We start from the raw sequence: 20,659 nt of genomic DNA, 5'->3' as shown, positions 1-20,659 counted from the left end.
GACCTCGCCGTCGTTGCGCGGTTGGATCGTCTCATTTTCGACGGCCGCAGGCGCCACCTCGCTCAATAAGGCCCAGAGCCGATGTGCCTCTTCCGTGGTGAGCGTCGAGACATCCTGCGGAAATTTGCTGGAAGAGGACATGGTGGTTAGCGTTCCACTTTGGCTTTGGAGAGAAAGTTCGCGGCATCGGCAGCTTGCAATTGCGCAAGGCGCCCGCTTAGCACCAGACAGGCCATCTGTTGGAGCGTCGGCTGCGCGAACAGGCGCCGGATCGGGATATCGCAGTGCAGCGTTCGGCGAATCGCCGCGGCCAAGCGCACGGCCAGCAACGAGTGCCCCCCCAGATCCAGGAAACTGTCGTGGCGGCCGACCCGATCGATGCCGAGCAACTCGCACCACAGCGCGGCCAGCGTTTGCTCGAGCGGACCATCGGGGGCCACATACGGCCGCTGCCCGAAGGCATCGCCTTGTGGTGCCGGCAATGCATGGCGGTCCAGCTTGCCGCTGGGTGTCAGCGGCAGGGCATCCATGCGCACGTAGGCAGCCGGCAGCATGTAGTCAGGCAGACGCGCATGCAGTTGTTCGCGCACTGCCTCGGCGTCCATCCGTGCGGCCACGATGTAGGCCAGCAGACGCGGTTCGCCCAGTTCGTCCTCGCGTGCCAGCACCAGCGCATCGTCGATGCCGTCGCAGCCACGCAGCGCGGATTCGATCTCGCCCAGCTCGATGCGGAAGCCGCGCAGTTTGAGTTGGCGGTCGTTGCGGCCGAGGAAGTCCAAGGTACCGTCGGCACGCCAGCAGGCCAGATCGCCGGTCTTGTACATGCGCTGGCCGGGTTGCTCGGCGAACGGGTCGGGGACGAAGCGTTCGGCGGTCAGGTCGGGACGGCCCAGATAGCCGCGTGCCAGCGCCGCGCCGGCCAGATGCAGTTCGCCGCGCGCGCCGATCGGCAGCGGCTGAACATCGCGATCCAGCACATGCGCCCGGGTGCAGGCGAGCGGACGGCCGATGCCGGCCGGCGTATCGGCGGCCACGGATTGGGTGGTTGCCACCACGATGGCTTCGGTCGGGCCGTAGGTATCCAGCAGCGCGGTGCGCGTGCCCTGGACCCAGGTCTGGCGCATGGCCGGGGTCAGCGCTTCGCCGCCGATGATGACCTGACGCACGCAGTCCGGGATCTGCAGCGACTGCGCGCACAACTGCGCCCAGAAGCGGGTGGGCAGATCGACGACGGTGATGCCGGCCTGCGCGCACTTCGGCCAGAACCGCTCGGTGTCGAGCCACGTGTCCTCGCGCAGCACCAGGGTGGCGCCGCTGCACAGGGCGCCGAAGATTTCCTCGACCGAGGCGTCGAAGGCCAGCGTGGCAAATTGCAACAGGCGGTCCTGCGGCCCCAGCCCATAGGCGTCGATCAAGGCGTGCAGGCGCGCGACCAGGCCCTGGTGGGAGACCATCACCCCCTTGGGCCGGCCGCTGGAGCCGGAGGTGTAGATCGCATAGGCCAGCTGTTGCGGATGCAGCGGCGGCAGCAGCGGGGGGTGGTCCGGATAGGCCGCAGCGGCCGCCTGCTCTGCGGCGATGGCCAGCACCGGTGTCGCCGGATCGCCTGCCCAGCCAGCGCCGTCGGGGTCGTCGACGATCAGCAGCGTCGGGCGAGCGTCGGCCAGCACCATGGCCAGGCGCTCGAGCGGTTGGCGGGGTTCCAGCGGCAGATACGCCGCGCCGGCCTTGAGCACGGCCAGCACGGCGACCAGTTGCGCGATGCCGCGTTGCAGGCACAGCGCCACGCAGCTGTCCGGCCGTGCGCCGAGCGCGAGCCATCGGTGCGCCAACCGGTTGGCCTGCCGCTCGAGCTGGTGGTAGCTGAGCGCGGTCTGGCCGCAGACCAGGGCGATGGCGTCCGGTGTCGCCGCGGCCTGCTGCGCGAACCACTGCTGCAGGCCGCGGTGGTCGGTCGCGGCGATGTCGCCGGGAATGAACGTCTGCAACTGCTGGCGCTGGGACGGTGGCAGCAGCGCCAGCCTGGCCACACGGGCCTGGTCGTCGCCGGCCATGTCCTCGAGCAGCACGAGCAGGCTGTCGAGCTGCCGCCGGAGCGTGGCCGGGTCGAACAGCGCCGTGGCAAAGCGCAGGCTGCCGACGATGCACGGCCCGTCCAGGCGCAGGTCCAGGTCCAGGTCGTACTTGGCGTCGTGGGCCGGTCCAAGCAGGACCTGGCTGTGCAGACCCGGCAGGGCAAGGGTGCCCTGGGGCGTGTTCTGCCAGCTGAACATGACCTGGAACACGGGAGGATGGGCCAGGCTGCGCACGGGGTTGAGCGCTTCGATGAGCTGCTCGAAGGGCAGGTCCTGATGGTCCTGTGCGGCCAGCGCGGTGGCACGGACCTGGGCCAGCAGCTCGGCGACCGTCGGCTTGCCGCGCAGGTCGATGTGCAGGGCCTGGGTGTTGACGAACAGGCCGATCAACGACGCGGTTTCGGCGCGGGTACGCTGGGCGATCGGGGTGCCGATGACGATCTGGTCCTGCCCGGACAGGCGCGCCAGCAGCACGCCCCAGGCGGCGAGCAAGGTCATGAACAGCGTGGTGCCGTGACGCTGGCTCAGGGCGATCACGGCCTGGGTCAGGGCGGCGTCCAAGCGCACCGGCAGCGCGTCGCCGGCGTAGTCCTGCTCGGCCGGGCGCGGCCGGTCGGTGGGCAGCTCCAGCAGCGCCGGTGCGTCGTGCAGATGCTCGCGCCAGAAGGCGAGCTGGCGTTGCAGCAGCGGCCCGTCGAGCCAGCGGCGCTGCCACACGGCGTAGTCGGCGTACTGGAGCGGCAGCGGCGGCAGCGGATCGGCTTGGCCTTGCACGAAGGCGGTGTAGAGCGCGCCCAGCTCCCGCAGCAGCAGGGCGATGGACCACCCGTCGGCGACCAGATGGTGCAGGGTGACCAGCAGACGGTGTGCATGTTCGGCCAGGCGCAGCAGGCGGCCGCGGATCAGCGGGCCATGTTCCAGATCGAAGGCGGTGCTGGCCTCGCGTTCGGCATGATGTTGGGCGGCGGCGCAAGGATCCGCTTCCAGGCGCAGATCGATGCAGTCCAGCGCAAAGCCGACCTCGGGCGGTGCGATGACCTGCGTCGCGCCGTCGTGGCCGGCGACAAAGCGGGTGCGCAGCGCTTCGTGGCGCGCCACGATGCGATCCAGCGCCTGCCGTAATGCGGGCAGATGCAGTTCGCCGTGCAGATCGATGCCGCCGGGCATCAGGTAAGCCTGTGCGGCCCGCGCATCGAACTGGGCGAGGAACCACAGCCGTTGCTGGGCGAAGGACAGCGGCAGCGGCTTGCGGCGGTTGGCCGGCACGATGGCCGGCAGGGTGCTGCTGGCGGCCTGTGCCAGCGCCTGGGCCAGCTCGGCCAGGCGCGGATGCGCGAACAGCGTGGCCAAGGGCAGTTCCAGCCCCAGCGCGCTGCGGATGCGCGAGATCAGTTGCACGCCGAGCAGCGAATGTCCGCCCAGGGCGAAGAAGCTGTCGTGGCGGCCGACGCGTTCGATGCCCAGCAGCTCGCTCCACAGCGTGGCGAGCAGGCGCTCGCCTTCGCCCTCGGGGGCGACATAGGCCGGCACGGCCAGGGCACTTGCATCCGGTGCCGGCAGCGCCCGGCGATCCAGCTTGCCGTGAGTGGTGGTCGGGATGGCCTGCAGCAGGACATACGCGGTTGGAACCATGTAGTCGGGCAAGCCGGCGGCGAGCCGATCGCGCACCTGCTCCACGCGCAGTCCATCGCCGACCAGATAGGCGACCAGACGCTTGTCGCCGGGGCGATCCTCGCGCAGCAGCACCGCCGCGTCGCGCACGCCCGGGCAGGACCGCAATGCCGCTTCGATCTCGCCGGGCTCGATGCGGAAGCCGCGCAGCTTGACCTGATCGTCGTTGCGGCCGAGGAATTCCACGCTGCCGTCGGCACGCCAACGCGCCAGGTCGCCAGTGCGATACATGCGCTGGCCAGGATGCGTGGCGAACGGGTCGGCGAGGAAGCGCTCGGCGGTCAGCGCCGGACGGTGCAGGTAGCCGCGTGCGACCTGCACGCCGGCGATGAACAACTCGCCGATGGCGCCGATCGGCAACGGCTGGCGCTGCGCATCCAGGACATACAACGGCGTGCGCGGGAGGGCGATGCCGATCGGCGGCAGCAGCGGCCAGCGCTCGGTATCGGCCGGCAGCAGGTGGGCGGAGGCGACGTGGGTCTCGGTGGGGCCGTAGTAGTTATGCAGCCGGCAGGCCGCACGCGCGGCGAAGAAGGCGCGGATGGCCGGGGTGATGCGCAGCTGTTCGCCCGCGGTGAGCACCTGTCTGAGGGGGCAGTCCAGCGCGTCCAGGGCCGGATCGGCCAGTACCGTCTCGGCCAGCGACTGCAGGGCGATGTAGGGCATGTACAGGCGTTCGATGCGCTGGGCGCAGACGCGGCGGTACAGGGCGCGCGCGTCGCGGCGCTGCGCATCGGCGATCAGCGCCAGGCAGCCTCCGCTGCCCAGGGTGCTGAACATTTCCTGGAAGCTGGCATCGAAGCCGAGCGCGGAGAACTGCAGGGTGCGCAGCGCCTGCACTCCTGCGGCGGCGCAGTGCTGGGCTTCCCAGTGGAGCAGATTGAGCAGCGGGCCGTGGGGCATCACCACGCCCTTGGGCCGTCCGCTGGAGCCGGAGGTGTAGATGACGTAGGCGGCCTGCAGCGGCGAGCTGGTGCGCGCCGGTGGGGTGGCCGGCAAGGCCTGCCACGGCGGCTGCGGGGCGTCGGCGAACACCACGGCCAGGTCGGCGGGCAAGGCCAGCGCGTCGACGCAGGCCGGTGTGGTCAGCAGAACCGACGCCCGACAGTCCTGCAGCATGTAGGCCTGGCGCTCTGGCGGATAGGCCGGGTCCAGGGGGACATAGGCGGCGCCGGCCTTGAGCGTGGCCAGCACCGCCACGACCATGGGGATGCCGCGCGGCAGGCAGACGGCCACGCGGTCGTCGGCAGCCACGCCCAGCGCGCACAGGTGATGCGCCAGCCGGTTGGCCTGGGCATCCAGGGCGGCATAGCTGACGCTGGCGTTTTCGTCCATCAGCGCGATGGCGTCCGGGGTAGCGGCGGCCTGGCGTTCGAACGCGCTGTGGACCTGGCGGTCGCCGGGAGGGAGTCCGGGACGGTCGTTGAACGCATGGAGCACCTGCTGGCGCTGTGAGGACGTCAGCAGCGGAAGGCGCCATAAGTGCGTGTGCGGATCCCCGAGCAGGGCGGGCAGCATCTGCCGCAACGCGGCCAGGGCCTGTTCGGCCAGCGATACGGGCAGCCGGTCCGGGTTGACGTTGAACTCCAGCACGATCGGATGCTGTTTGCTGTAGCGCCGGACGAACACGCCCAGCGCGGTGTCCTCGTAGCCGGCGTGCAGCGGCAGCATGTGCCAGGCGCCGTCCGCGATGGGCGCATCGCCGAAGGCGCTGAAGTCCTCGACCGACACACTGATGTCGAACGGCCGCGGCGCTTGCTGGCCGGCCTCGCCCAATTGGCGCAGGGCATGTTGCAGCGGGCAGCGGGCGTGGCGCATCGCCGGACGCACCTCCGCGGCGATGGCGCGCATGGCGGTGGCGATGTCCGCGTGTGGCGACGCTGCGATGTAGAGCGGCAGCTGCGTGGAGAGCATGCCGAACATGTCGCGTTCGACAGGGTTGTGGCGATTGTGGATGGCCAGGCCGATCGCGATCGGCGCCTGATGGTTGCCCAGGCGGGCCAGGCAGTTGGCCAGGCAGACGATGATCAGGCTCGTGAACGAGCCTCCCAAGTGCTCGGCCCATGTGCTCAGGGCCAGGAAGACCGGGGTGTCCAGCACGCAGCTCACCTGCACGCTCGGCTGATGGCCGAGCGCAGCGGTCGCGCTGGGATACAGCGGCTCCGGTCGCGCTTGCAGGCGGGCGCGCCAGTAGTCCAGATCGCGCTGATACCGGCTTGAGCCGAGATAGGCCTGGTCGGCGTCGACCGCTTGCAGGTAGGACGGGGCCGGCGCCTGTTCGGGTTGACCGCGCAGGCGCTGGTTGTAGTCGTCGACGACCTGTCGCGACAGCATTCCCATGGAAACGCCGTCGGCGATGATGTGATGGCAGCGGTACAGGCAATAGCCACGGGTAGGCGAGACCTGCAGCCACTGGATGTCCCACAGCGGTTGGCCGTACAGCGCGAACGGTCGTGCCGTGGCCTGCCGAATATGGTCCCAGGCGCGTTGCTCGCCGTCGCTGCGGTCCGAGTAATCGTGCCAAGGCAGGGAAAACGACAGCGCCTCCAGCACGCGTTGGCTCGGCACGGGCGATCCTTCGACCAGCACCATGCGCAACGCATCGTGGCGTGCGATCACCGCTGCAACGGCCTGTTCCCAGACATCGCGGTGCAGCCTTCCCTCGAAGTGCATCACGCAGCCGATGCTGTAGCTGGGCCGGTCCGGTGCGAGCAATTGCCCGAGCCAGATGGCTTGCTGGGCCGAACCGAGCGGATGCACCGCAACGAGGACAGGAGGAGCCAGGTCGACGGCGCTCATGCGATTCCCAGTACGGTAGGTGTGTAATGCGCCGGCGCGCTGCCGCGCCAGTTGGCGGCCGGCGGCCGGGCCTGCGTCCGCCGGCTTGGTTGGGCGAGTACGGTCATGGCGTCGCCGGGCCCGTGACGCAGGCAACGTCCGCCGCATCCACGCTGTCCGCAGCGTCGCCATCGGCGACCGCGACCTGCGGCTCGATCGAGCTGGAGGTGCAGGCAGTGCCGTCGAGCGCCCGCTCGATGCGGCGCGCGAGCGTGGCGATATGCTCGGCTTCGATCAGCGTGGTGTGTTCGCCGCCGACCGGGATCCGTTCGATCTGCGCCTCCGGCAGCAGATGCTGCCAGCCATAGGCGTCGGTGGCCGGTTCGGGCTCGGTGGCCTGGAACAGATGCAGTCGGCATGCCGACTGCAGTGGCCGCACGACGAACGTCGGCCACAAGCGGTTGAAACAGGTACTGGTGACGCAGCTGCGCAGCAGGGCCGCGACCGTTGTCTGTTCGTCGGCCGCCAGCTGCGCCAGGATCGGATCGCTTTCGCAGGCGATGAGCATGTCCGGGTAGGCGCTGTCGCGGATGCGGTCCAGCAGGGCGCTCAGCGCCGCCTGTATGTCGCCGCGGTCCTGGTAAGGGCGATGGCGTTGCAATCCTTCAAGTTGGCGCAGCAAGGCCCGGCCGATCGCATCGTCGAGCGCCTCTGTTTCCGCCGGCACTGCCGGCACGTCGCAATCGAGCAGGCCCAGGAAGGCGACGGGCTGCTCGTGCATGCCGAAGTGCTGGGCGATGGCATAGGCGAGCAGGCCGCCGGAGGAATAGCCGAGCAGATGATAGGGGCCGTGCGGCTGCACCGCCTGGATCAGCTCGGCCATCCGCGTCGCCAGCGCCTCCAGCATGGCCGGTAACGGATCGGGCCAGGGCAGGGCATAGACCGGGATGTCCGTATCGAGGTATGCGGCCAGCTCGAACGCGTAGGTGATGTCGCCGACGCCGGTCGGCAGCACGAACAAGGGGGAGCGGCTACCACGACGACGGGCAGCCAGCGCCTGCTGTCCCAGCGTCTGCGCGCCTCCTGTCAGGCGCGCGGCCTGCGCGCTCAAGGTCGGGGAGTCGTACACCATCTGCACGGTCAGCTCGAAGCTGCTGCGCCTGGCGGCGGCGATCAGCCGCACCACCGACAACGAATGTCCGCCCAATTCGAAGAAGTGATCGCCGCGGCCGATACGCCGCGGCCCCAGCACGCTGGCCCAGAGCTTGGCCAGGCTGCGTTCGATGGCATTGGCCGGCGGTACGTAGTCGTCCGCCACAGGCACCGCCGCTTGCGGCAACGGCAGGGCCTGCCGATCGAGCTTGCCGTTGGCGTTGAGCGGCAGCGCGTCCAGTTGCAGGTAGGTGGTCGGGACCATGTAACCGGGCAACTGCGCGGACAGCTGCACGCGCAGGCTGTCGCCGGCGCTGGCGCTCGCATCGCCGACCCAATAGGCGACCAGGCGGACATCGCCATGGCCATCGTCGCGGGCGACGACCACGGCCTCGCGCACGCCCTCGCAGCGACGCAGCGCCGCCTGGATGTCTCCCAGTTCGATGCGGAAGCCGCGCAGCTTGATTTGATCGTCGTTGCGACCGAGGAATTCGAGCACGCCATCGGCGCGCCAGCGCGCCAGGTCGCCGGTGCGATACATGCGCTGGCCGGGCCGGTCGGCGAACGGATCGGGGACGAAGCGCTCCGCACTCAGGCCCGGTCGGTGCAGATAACCGCGCGCCACCTGGACGCCGCCGACCATCAGTTCGCCGACCACACCGACCGGTACAGGCCGTAGCCGCCGATCGAGCAGCGACAGTCGCACGTTGGCCAATGGCCGGCCCAGCGTGGGCAGCGCATCGTCGGATTGGATCGCTGCCACGGTGACGTCCACCGTGCATTCGGTCGGGCCGTAGACATTGAAGAAGGCGATATGTGCGCACTCGCTCAAGCGCTGCCACATGGCCGGCGGGATCGCCTCGCCGCCGATCAGGATCTTCTCCGGTGCGCCGGCCGGCGCATCGAGCAGGCCGCTGTCGAGCAGCAGTTGCAGCTGCGCCGGGGTGCAGTCGAGCACATCCAGGCGCGATCGCCGCATCCAGGCCAGCAGCGCCTCGCCATCCAGGCGAACCGCCTGCGGCACGATCGCCAGGCTGGCGCCGGAGAGCAATTGCACCCACATCTTGACCGACGCGTCGAACGACAGCGATGCATTGAGCGACACGCGCAGCGGCGCGGATGCGGCGTCGGCGTGCACGACCCGATGCAAGGCCTGCCATAGATTGACGACCGCGTTGTGCTGGACCATCACTCCCTTGGGACGTCCGCTGGAGCCGGAGGTGTAGATCACATAGGCCAGGTGGTGAGGGCCGAGAGCTTGCGCGGCCGGGTCGGGGTTGTGATCGGGTTGCTGCGCCCATGCGCTGCTGTCGTCCACCCAGAGCAGCGGGACCTTGCCGCGCGGCAATAGCGCGCGCAGCGCGGTGTGGCTGAGCACGCAGTGCGGTGCGCTGTCCTCGAGCATGAAGGCCAGGCGCTGTGCCGGATAGCCCGGGTCCAACGGCACGTAGGCGGCGCCGGCCTTGAGTATCGCCAACACGCCGACCATCATCTCCGGGCCGCGCTCCAGGCACAGGGCGACGCGCGTGTCGGGCCCCGCACCGAGGGCGATCAGGTGATGGGCCAGGCGGTTGGCCTGCGCATTGAGCTGGGCATAGGAGAGCGCGCGATCGCCGGACAGCACGGCGTCGGCCTGTGGACTGCGCGCCACCTGCTGTTCGAACAATTGGTGCACGCAATACGCTGGCGGCGCTGTCAACGGTGCCGGATCGGGTGCACGCGGAGCCGCGATGTCCCACTGCGGCACGACATCCAAGGCATGCAGCGGGGTTGCCGGCGCCAGGCGCAAGGCGCTGTCGAGCGCGGCCAATGCCTGCAGCATCATCCGGCCGGCACGCTGCGCCCCGACCCTGGGCATGGCCTGGACATCCAGCGAGAAGCCTCCCGCATCGCCGTGGTCGTTGACCGACAGCAACAGCGCGTAGTGGGTGCGTTCCTGCACAGACAGCGATTCGATGCCCTCCCAGGCGTGGTCGGCGCCGGAATCGGCCGCGCGGCCGTCGCCGGCATGACGGTAGTTCAGCACCGCGGTGAACAAGGGCGCCGGCGGCTGCACGCCACTGCAGCGTTGCGCCAGCGCCAATGGCGCATGCTCATGGCGTAGCAGCCTGGCAAGCCGGTGTTGCACCTCGTGGATCGCCTCGGCCACGCCCGTTCCGTCGCAGTCCAGACGCAGCGGCAAGGTGTTGAGGAACATGCCGAGCACCCGGTCGGCGCCATCGCCGGCCCACATCCGGCCGAACAGCACGGTGCCGAACACCACCGTATCGTGACCGCTGCTGCGTGCCACGATCAGGGCATAGGCCAGATGGAACAGGCTGGCGACGCTGACGCCCAGGCGAGCGGCCTGCGCGCGCAGGCCGTGGGCGAGGGTCTGACTCAGTTGCAGATGCGCGTGCTCGCTGTCGATCGACGCTTCGGCGCGTGCAGGCAGTCCGAACGGCGCGGTGGGAGCATCGATATCGGCCAGCATCTCGGTGAAGAACGCCTGGTGTTCCGATTGCCGCACGCCCAACTGCGCATGTGCGATGAAATCGCGGAACGGCAACGCCGTCGGCAAGCTGTCCTGGCGGCCGGCCAGGCAGGCCTGGATTTCTGCCATCGCCAGTTCCAGCGTGGTGTGATCCATCACCAGGTGGTGATGCTGCAGACCCAGCAGCCAGCGATCACGGCCGGCGTCGTGGACGATGTGCGCACGCAACAGCGGTGCCTGCTGCAAGGGCATCGGCGGCTGCGCCGCCAGATGCTGGCGCAGGCGTTCGACCGAACCGGTCCAATCATGCTGTTGCACCGGTAGCGGCGCATGCCGCCAGACGACCTGCAGCGGCGCGCTCAGGCGCTCCCAGACGATGGCGGTGCGCAGGATGTCGTGACGGGCGATCACCGCCTGCAGAGCGGCAAGCAAGCCGTCCAGACGGGCGCGCGTGTCGACGCATAGCAGCGTGTGCTGCAGGTAGGGATCGCGCGCGGCGTCGGCCAGGTGATGGAACAGCAGCCCCTCCTGCAGCGGCGCCAGCGGATAGATGTCCTGGACGTTGGCGGCCCCGCCATCGACGCTGGCCACCACCAGATCGATCTCGGCCTGGGTCAGCTCGGCCAGCGGCAGCAGCTCCGGGGTGATACGGCTGCAGTCCGCGCCGATGCGGTTGGGCGGGACGACCACACTGGCTGCCGTCTGCAGAGTGGCCGCCAGGCCGCACAGCGTGGGAGCGCCGAACAGGTTGCGCACGTCCACCTGCCAGCCATGCCGGCGCAGCCGTTCGATCAGCGTGACCGCCAGCAGCGAGTGCCCGCCGAGCGCGAAGAAATTGTCGTGGCGACCGACCCGTGCAATGCCGAGCAACTCGCACCACAGATTGGCCAGGGTTTGTTCCAGCAGTCCCTGCGCTGGGGCATAGGCATCGCTGGCGAGGTCGCCGCTGCCCGGCGCCGGCAGGCGTCGCCGATCGAGTTTGCCGTTGGCGGTGAGTGGCAGCGCATCGAGACAGACATACGCGGCGGGCACCATATAGGCCGGAAGCCGGGCGCTCAGCATGGCACGCAGCGACTCGGGCGTGACCGCGCTGGCGACCACATAGGCCACCAACCGCCGCTCGCCGGGGCGGGGCGCGTCGGTCAGCACGATCGCTTCGCGTACGCCTGGACAATCGCGCACCGCCGCCTCGACATCGGCCGGCTCGACCCGGAACCCGCGGATCTTGACTTGATCGTCGTTGCGGCCGAGAAAGTCGAGCGTGCCGTCGTTGCGCCAGCGTGCCAGGTCGCCGGTCCGATACATGCGCTGGCCGGGCACGGCGGCGAACGGGTCGGGGATGAAGCGCTCGGCGGTCAGCGCCGGCAGATGCAGATAGCCCTGTGCCAGCTGTGCACCGGCAAGATGCAGTTCGCCGCTGGTGCCGATCGGCGCCGGTTGGCCCTGCGCATCGAGCACGTAAGCGCAGGTGCCGGGCAGTGGCCGTCCGAGCGGCAGACGTTCGCTGCCGCGTTCGACCGCCGCGACCGGATGGATCACGCCGAAGACCGTGGTTTCGGTGGGGCCATAGCAGTGCAGCACGCGCTGCGGAGGCGCGTGTGCGAGCAGTTCGGCGATGGCCCGCGCATCGACGCGGTCGCCACCGGTCAGCAAGCAGCGCAGCCTCGGCAGCCACCCGGCGAGTGCGCGCCAGTAGCCGGGTACCAGCCCGGCGGTCAGGTGCAGGATGCTGACCTGGTTCCTGGCCAGATGCTCGGCCAGGGCGGGCGGATCGAGCAACACGGCCTGCTCGACGATGACGACGGCCGCGCCATGCAGCAAGGCGCTCCACACCTCGAAGGTGGCCGCGTCGAATGCCGGGTTGGCCAGAAACGCGACCCGGTCGTCGGGCTGGATGCGCACATGCCCACCGCCCATGGCGAAGGCGACCACCGCGGCATGCGCGACCACCACGCCCTTGGGCGTGCCGGTCGATCCGGAGGTGTAGATCACGTAGGCGGGGCTGTGCGCAGGGACCGCGATCGGCGGCGCCTGGCATTGAGCGGGGGGCGCCAGGCGGTCCAGATCCAGGCGCGGTCGCCGCAGCCCCGGCAGCGGCATGCTGCTGTGGCTGAGCACGGCACGCGCTGCGCAGTGGGCGAGGAGTTCGCTCAGGCGCTCGACGGGATGCGCCGGGTCCAGCGGCACGTAGGCCGCACCGCAGTGGAGGACGGCCAGTTCGGCGACGATCAGCGGCGCGGACCGCGGCAGCACCACCGCCACCCGGTCGCCGGGGCGCACACCGGCGGCCATGAGCTGGTGCGCCACATAGTGCGACTGGCTGAGGAGATCGGCGTAGGACAGTGTGCCGGCCTCGCTCACGATGGCCGGGGCATCGGGGGTCAACGCGGCCTGCTGCGCGAACAGGGCGTGCAGGCTCGCCTCCGGCACCTGCCGCGTTGGCGGCACGTCGCCCATCTCCAGCAGCCGGCTACGCTCCTCCGGCGGCAGCAGCGGCAGGCAGGCGACGCGCCGTGCGTCGCCTGTGGAGATCGCCTGCAGGATTTGCAGGAACCGGGCGACGTGGCGCTGGATCGTGGCGCGATCGAATAGCGCGCTGGCGTACCCGAGCGTGCCGACGATGCAGCCATCGTGTTCCTGCAGGCTCATGCTCAGATCGAACTTGATCGTCGGCAGATGCAGGTCGACTGCCTGCAGGCGCAACCCCGGCAGGCTCAGTTCTGATTGCGGCACGTTCTCCCAACTCAACATCACCTGGAACAGCGGATGGGCGCCCAGCGTGCGATCCGGGTTGAGCGTCTCGATGAGGTGCTCGAAGGGCAGATCCTGATGCGTCTGCGCCGCCAACGCGGTCTGCCGCACCTGCGCCAGCACGGTGGCCACGGTCGGATTGCGCGACAGGTCCACCCGCAATGCCTGGGTATTGACGAAGAAGCCGATCAACGGCTCCAGTTCGGCATGCGTGCGGTTGGCCACCGGGGTGCCGATCACCACATCCGACTGGCCTGACAGGCGCGACAACAGCAACGCCCAGGCGGCCAGCAAGGTCATGTACACGGTCGTGCCATGGCGCTGGCCGAGCTGCTTGAGTGCCGCGCTGTGGGTGGGATCCAGCGCGAATTGGACGATGTCGCCGGCGTAGTCCTGGCGGGCCGGGCGCGGTCGATCCGTGGGCAATTCCAACAAGGTCGGGGCTCCTTGCAGGTGCGTGCGCCAGAAGTCGCGCTGGCGCTGCAGCGTCTCGCCGCTGATCCGGCGGCGCTGCCAACTGCTGTAGTCGGCGTACTGCACCCGCAGCGGCGGCAACGGATCGTCCCGGCCCTGCAGGAATGCGCCGTACAAGGCGCCCAGCTCGCGGACGAACACGCCCATCGACCAACCGTCGGAGACGATGTGGTGCATGGTCACCAGCAGCAGGTGTTCCTGCTCGGCAAGGCGCAGCAACCGGCCGCGGAGCAACGGGCCATGCTGCAGATCGAAGCCGGTGCCGGCTTCCTGGGCCGTGTGGTCGCGTGCGGCGGCCTCCGGATCGGGCAGGTCGGCCAGGTCGATACAGTGCAGTGGAAAGCCGCTGTGCGGCATCCCGATCAGCTGCACCGGCGCGTCGTTTTCCACGCCGAAACGGGTCCGCAGCGCCTCGTGCCGGTACACGATGCGGTCCAGTGCACGGCGCAACGCCAGGCTGTCCAGCGGACCGCTCAAGCGCACGCCGCCGGGCATCAGGTAGGCGAGCTGGCTATGCGGATCGAAGCGGTCCAGAAACCACAGGCGCTGCTGGGCGAAGGACAGCGGCAGCGCCGCGCTGCGGTCCACCGCCACGATCGTGTGTGCTTCGCTGGGGTCGCTGCGGTCAAGACACAGGGCCAGCGCCTGCAAGCGGGTGTGGGTGAACACGTCGCCGATCTGCAGCTCCACGCCCAGGCTGTCGCGGACCCGCGCAATCAGTTGCACCGCCAACAGCGAATGCCCGCCCAAGTCGAAGAAATCGTCGTCCCGGTTGACCCGGTCGATCCCCAGCAATTCGCACCACAGCTGGGCCAGGGTTTGCTCGTGGCGGCCTTGCGGAGCTGCCCCGGCGGGGTCGCTGCGTTCGGCATCCGGCGCCGGCAGGGCCTGGCGATCGAGCTTGCCGTTGGCGGTGAGCGGCAGCGTGTCCACACGCACATAGCTGGCCGGCACCATGTAGTCCGGCAACCGCGTCGCCAGATGCGCACGCACGGCATCCACGGCCAGCGACGGCGTCGCCACATAGGCAACCAGGCTGCGCCCGCCGGTCCGGTCGTCGCGGACCAGCACCGCGGCGTCGTGCACGCCCGGCGCCGTCCGCAACGCTGCCTCGATTTCGCCCGGTTCGATGCGGAAGCCGCGCAGCTTGACCTGCTGGTCGTCGCGACCGACGAACAGCAGCGTGCCGTCCTCGCGCCAGCGGACCCGATCGCCGCTGCGATACATGCGCGCGCCGGCGACCGGCGCGAACGGATCTGGAACGAAACGCTCGGCGGTCAGATCCGGGCGGCCCAGGTAACCGCGTGCCAGCTGCGCTCCGGCGATATGCAGCTCGCCGTTGACGCCGATCGGCAGCGGCTGTTGCCGGCGGTCCAGCACGTGCAGGCGCACATTGGCGATCGGCCCGCCGATGTGCAGCGCTTGCCCTGGCACCACCGCACCGAAGCTGACCCCGGAGACGGTCTCGCTGGGGCCATAGGCGTTGAGCAATTGCACGCGCCCGTCTGCCAGCGTGTGCCAGCGTTCGACATGCGCAGGGTTCGGCGCTTCGCCGCCGCAGACCACTAGCCGCAACGTCGCCGGCAGCGGTGCCGCGCTGTCGGCCTGCTCGGCCATCCATGCATGCCAGTAGGCGGTCGGCAGGTTGAGCACGCTGATCCGCTGCTGCTCGATCACCCTGGCGAACTCGGCGATGGCCGGCAAGCGCTGGCCCGGCAACAGGACCAGCGTCGCGCCGCTGGCCAGGGTCGCGAAGATTTCGTCCACGGCGATATCGAAACTGGGCGAGCTGCACTGCAGCACCCGGTCGCCGCCACGCAAGCCGTAGCGCGTGGCGGCGGCCACGCAGTAATTGCGCAATCCGCAATGGTCCACCGCCACGCCCTTGGGCGTGCCGGTCGAGCCGGAGGTATAGATCACATAGGCCAGGTGCTGCGCCCGCAGCGCCGGTACAGTGGGGGCGGTGTGCGGCAGCTGCGCCCAACCCGGCTGCGGCTGGTCCAGCAGGAGCATCGGCATGCCGGCCTGCGCACCCAGCTGGGCAGCGCCCTGCGCATCGGTGAGCAGCGCACACGGTGCGCTGTCGGCGAGCATGAAACTCAGACGCTGCTGCGGGTAGGCTGGATCCAGCGGCACGTAGGCGCCGCCGGCCTTGAGGATCGCCAGCATCGCCACGATCAGTTCGGTGCTGCGGCCCAGGCACAGCGCCACCCGGCGGTCCGGGCCGACACCGAGTTCGATCAGGTACCGGGCCAGGCGATTGGCCTGGGCCTCGAGTTCGGCATAGGACAGACTGCACCCGGCATCGACCACCGCGATGGTCGACGCGGCCTGTTCGGCGTGGCGTTCGAACAGCGTATGCACCCCGGGAACGGCGGCGATCGGGGTGTCGGTCGCGTTGAAGTCCTGCAGCAGTGCCAGATCCTGCGGCCCGATCAGCGACAGCGCGGAAACCGGAACGGTGTCGGCGGCGGCCATCCGGCCGAGCAGGGTCAGCAACTGGCGGATATGGCGTTGAATGCTGGAGCGCGCGAACAAGGCCGTGGCAAACCCCAAGCTACCGACGATGCAGTCGGCGTCTTCCTGCATCGACAGTTCCAGATCGAACTGCGCGGCGCGGCCGCTGCGCTCCAGCGACTCCAGCGTCAGCCCCGGCAACGTGAGCAGGCCCTCCGGGGCGTTCTGCCAGGCGAACATGACCTGGAACACCGGATTGTGGGCGTTGCTGCGCACGGGGTTGAGCGCCTCGACCACGTGCTCGAAGGGAATGTCCTGGCATGCCTGTGCGGCCAGTGCGGTGGCGCGGGTCTGCGCCAGCAACCCGGCCACGCTCGGGTCCTGGCTCAGATCGATGCGTAAGGCCAGCGAATCGACGAATAGCCCGATCAAGGATTCGAGTTCGGCCTGATGGCGATTGGCGATCGGCGTGCCGATCACCACCTCGCGCTGGCCCGACAGGCGCGCCAGCAGCGCCGCCCAGGCCGCCAGAACGACCATGAACAAGGTCGCGCCATGCCGCCGGGCCAGTGCCTTCAGCGCGGCCGACTGGGTGGCATCCAGGTGGAAGGACAACACTTCGCCGCGGTGGTCCGGCCGCGCCGGGCGTGGGTAGTCGGTGGGCAGATCGAGCAACGCCGGAGCGCCGTGCAGGTGCTCCACCCAATACCCCAGCTGGCGTTGCAGCCGCTCGCCCGCGATCCAGCGGCGCTGCCAGAGGGCGAAGTCGGCGTACTGGATCGGCAGCGGCGGCAGCGGATCGGCCAATCCTTGCGCAAATGCGCCGTACAAGGCAGTCAGTTCGTTGACCAGCACGCCACCGGACCAGGCATCGGCGACGATATGATGCACGGTCAACAGCAGCACCTGGTCGCGCTGGCCCAGGCGAAGCAGCCGACCACGCAGCAACGGTCCCTTGGCCAGGTCGAAGGGAACCTGCGCTTCGGCTTCGGCTTGCGCGTATGCGGCCTGCAGCGGGTCGCTGTGGCCGCTCAGGTCGTGGTGGATAAGCGCAAATCCGCACTCGGCCGGCTCGATCACCTGTTGCGGCTGTCCGTCCATTGTCACGAAACGGGTCCGCAGCGCTTCGTGACGTTCGACAATACGGTCCAGCGCACGGCTCAGCGCCGACATGTCGAGCCTGCCGCGCAGCCGCAGCGCGTAGGCGAGCGAATAGGCGGTGCCGATCTGGCCATGCATGTCGATGAACCACAGACGCTGCTGCGCGAACGACAACGGCAGCGGTCCGCGGCGCGGGCTCGGCACGACCGCCGGCTGGATATCGACCGTCGCTCTGCTCAGGGCGTCGGCCAGATCGGCCAGACGCGCGTGCGCGAAGATCTCGGTCAAGCTGACGACCAAGCCAAGCCGTTGCCGCACGCGCGAAGCCAGTTGCACCGCCAGCAGCGAGTGTCCACCCAAGGCGAAGAAGTCGTCGTGGCGGCCGACCCGGTCGACGCCGAGCAGTTCGCTCCACAGCGTCGCCAGCAGCAGTTCCAGCTCGCCTTGCGGTGCCACGTAGGCCTGCGCGGCGAGCGCGTCGGCGTCCGGCGCCGGCAGGGCACGGCGATCGAGCTTGCCGTTGGCGGTCAGCGGCAGCGCAGCGAGCTGCACATAGGCGGCAGGCAGCATGTAGTCGGGCAGGCGCGCACCGAGCTGGGTGCGCAATGCGTCGGGGTCGAGCGCGCCATCGGCGTCGCCGACCAGATAGGCGACCAGGCGCCTGTCGCCGGGGGTGTCCTCGCGGACGAGGACCGCGGCCTGGCGCACGCCGGCGCAGCCACGCAAAGCAGCCTGGATCTCGCCCAGTTCGATGCGGAAGCCGCGCAGCTTGACCTGCGCGTCGTTGCGGCCGAGATACTCCAGGCTGCCGTCGGCGCGCCAGCGCGCCAGGTCGCCGGTCTTGTACATGCGTTCGCCGGGGTGCTCGGCGAACGGGTCGGGCACGAAGCGTTCGGCGGTCAATCCCGGACGGCCCAGATAGCCGCGCGCCAGGCCGGCACCGGCCACGTGCAGTTCGCCGGCCACGCCGATCGGCAGGCACTGGCCGTCGCCCGCCAGCACATAGGCGCGCAGGTCGGCCAGCGGCCGCCCGATCGGGCTGTGCCCGCCACGTTGCGCATCCTGCGGGGTGAGCGCATGGGCGGTCACATGCACCGTGGTCTCGGTGATGCCGTACATGTTGAGCAGGGCGGTGCGCTGGCCGTGGCGGGCGAACCAGGGCGCCAGATCGGCCGGTTGCAGCGCTTCGCCGCCGAAGATCACCAGGCGCAGGCTGTGCGGCAGGAGGCTGTCGCGCTGCGCATCGAGCAGCGCCTGGAAGGCGCTGGGGGTCTGATTGAGCACGCTGACGCGCTGCTGGCAGAGCAGGGCATGGAACGCAGCCGGATCGCGTGCGATGTGCTGGGCAACCACGACCAGGCGTCCGCCGTGGGCCAGGGCCCCCCACAGCTCCCAGACCGAGAAGTCGAAGGCGCAGGAGTGGAACAGGGTCCAGACATCGGCAGCGCCCGGAGCGACCCAGGCGTGGGTGGCATGCAGCAGGCGTACGACCTGGGCATGGGCGACGACCACGCCCTTGGGGGTGCCGGTGGAGCCGGAGGTGTAGATGACGTAGGCCGGATGCTGCGGCAGCAGGTCGGCACGCTGCGGTGCCTGGGTCGGCTGCTGCGCCCACAGCGACGCGTCATCCAGCAGCACGGTGGCGATGCCGGATTCGCCGGGCAGCGTGGCCACCAGCGCCTGGTGGGCGAGCAGCAGGCGCGGCTGCGCGTCGTCGAGCATGAAGGCCAGGCGCTGGGCCGGGTAGGCCGGGTCCAGCGGCAGGTAGGCGGCACCGGCCTTGAGCACGGCCAGCAGCGCCACCACCAGGTCGATACTGCGTTGCAGGTACAACGCCACGCGGTCTTCCGGGCCGATGCCCTGGGCGATCAGGTGATGGGCGAGCTGGTTGGCGCGGGCGTCGAGCGCGGCGTAGCTGAGCGCGACGTCGTCGTGCACCACGGCGATGGCCTGCGGCGCCTGCGCGACCTGCCGCTCGAACAACCCAGGCAGACAGGCATCGTCGGCGAACACGCCGCGCGCGCGCGCCAGCCTCTGCAGCCACTGCTGGCGCTCGGGCAGGCCCAGCAGCGGCAGCCGATCGACGCGGGCACTGTCGTCGGCGACCATGCCACGCAGCAGCGCGACGAATTGGTCCAGGTGGCGTTCGATGCTGCTGTGGTCGAACAGGGCAATCGGGTACTTGATGCACGCACGTAGCCCGGTCGCGGACTCCTGCATCGTCAGCATCAGATCGAACGCGCACATGTCCGAGGCGTCCGGCAACGGCTCCAGCCGCAGTCCGGGCAGGTGCAGCGATTGGTTGCCGCTGAAGCCGTCCAGACTAAACATTGTTTGGAACACTGGCGTATGGCTAAGGCTGCGACTCGGCTGCAGCGCTTCGACGACACGCTCGAACGGCAGGTCCTGGTGATCCTGCGCGTTCAAAACCACAGTGCGCACCTGCGCCAGCCATTGCGCCACGGTGGGGGTGCCGGACACTGTGAGCCGCAGTGCCAGCGTATTGATGAAACAACCGATCAGCGCTTCCAGGTCCGGATGCGTCCGTCCAGCGACCGGTGTGCCGATCGTCACATCGTCGGTCGCGCTGATCCGCGCCAGCAGCAGCGCCCAGCCGGCCAGCAAGGTGACGAACAACGAGCAGCCATGGCGCCGTACCAGCCCATTCAGCTGCTGCCGCAACTCCGGCGGCAGCAACCGCTCGACGACCGCGCCGCGGTAATCCTGCATGGCTGGTCGCGCGCGGTCGGTCGGTAGCGGCAGCAGCGACGGTGCGCTGGCCAAGCGCCCGGTCCAGAAGCGCACTTGCGCATCGAGGGTGTCGCCCTGCAACTGCTCGCTCTGCCAGATCGCATAGTCCGCATACTGGATCGGCAGTGGCGGCAACGGATCGGGCTGGCGGCGGAGGAAGGCGGTGTACAGGGCTTCCAGCTCGCGCAACAGCACGCCAATCGACCAGCCATCGCAGGCGATGTGATGGAAGGTCAGCAGCAGGACGTGCTCCTGCGCTGTCAGACGCAACAGACGACCGCGAACCGGAGCGCCCAATTCCAGGTCGAAGGGCCGCCTGGCCTCCCTGTGGGCGATGCGCGCGATCGCAGCGGCGTCCGCACCGCAAGCGCCCGCATTGTCATGGACGAGCGGGAAGCCGGTTGGCGGCTGGATGCGCTGACGGATCTGACCGTTCACCTCGACCATGCTGGTACGCAGTACCTCGTGCCGGACCACGATGCGATCCAGTGCGGCCTGCAGGGCCTGACAGTCGAGTTCGCCGATCAGGCGTACGCCGTTGGCGATGTGGTAGGTAATGGACGCCTGCGGATCCAACCTGGCGAGCAGCCACATGCGTTTTTGCACGAATGAGGCAGGAAGGGTCTTCGCAGACTTATCCATGATGGGCTTGCTCCTTGAGCAGGCGAAAACGGCACCGGAACGTTCGCCTGGCGGCACGCAGCGGAAGATGCGGCACTTGGCGATCGCGTCGGAGCAGGATCATCGACATCGGGCGTTGCACGTACCTGACCCAACTTGCGGCGTAGAGCGGTTTTTTATTCCTTCGTGCAAGTGCGCGCTTGACTGGCAGTGACTGCGGTTTGTCCTTGGAGGTCGTGTCTGCGGTAAACGCGCAATGACCTCGCTTTGCCGCCAGCCTGGCACTAGACGCCCGATGCGCCGATGCCGCGTGCGCGCCATAGTGACGCTGACAGGCAACTCATCGGCGCACACG

Annotated in this window: 2 protein-coding genes; both read right to left on the bottom strand. The window is 69.3% G+C overall.

Annotated features, from left to right (window positions below; genetic code table 11):
- Positions 1-146: 146 nt before the first annotated feature.
- Positions 147-6,545 carry a non-ribosomal peptide synthetase gene (locus tag NRY95_11120; protein ID UYC14313.1) on the bottom strand — a complete coding sequence of 2,133 codons (6,399 nt, stop codon included), beginning with the start codon at positions 6,543-6,545 and terminating at the stop codon, positions 147-149.
- A 103-nt stretch (positions 6,546-6,648) separates the two neighbouring features.
- On the bottom strand, positions 6,649-20,277 hold the full coding sequence (locus NRY95_11115) for an amino acid adenylation domain-containing protein (protein ID UYC18565.1): 13,629 nt from the start codon (positions 20,275-20,277) through the stop codon (positions 6,649-6,651).
- Positions 20,278-20,659 lie beyond the last annotated feature (382 nt).

It is taken from the genome of Xanthomonas campestris pv. phormiicola (assembly GCA_025666215.1).
GTDB lineage: Bacteria > Pseudomonadota > Gammaproteobacteria > Xanthomonadales > Xanthomonadaceae > Xanthomonas_A > Xanthomonas_A campestris_A.
The sequence above is the reverse complement of the archived record's forward strand: the minus strand, read 5'-3'. Positions and strand labels throughout refer to the sequence as shown.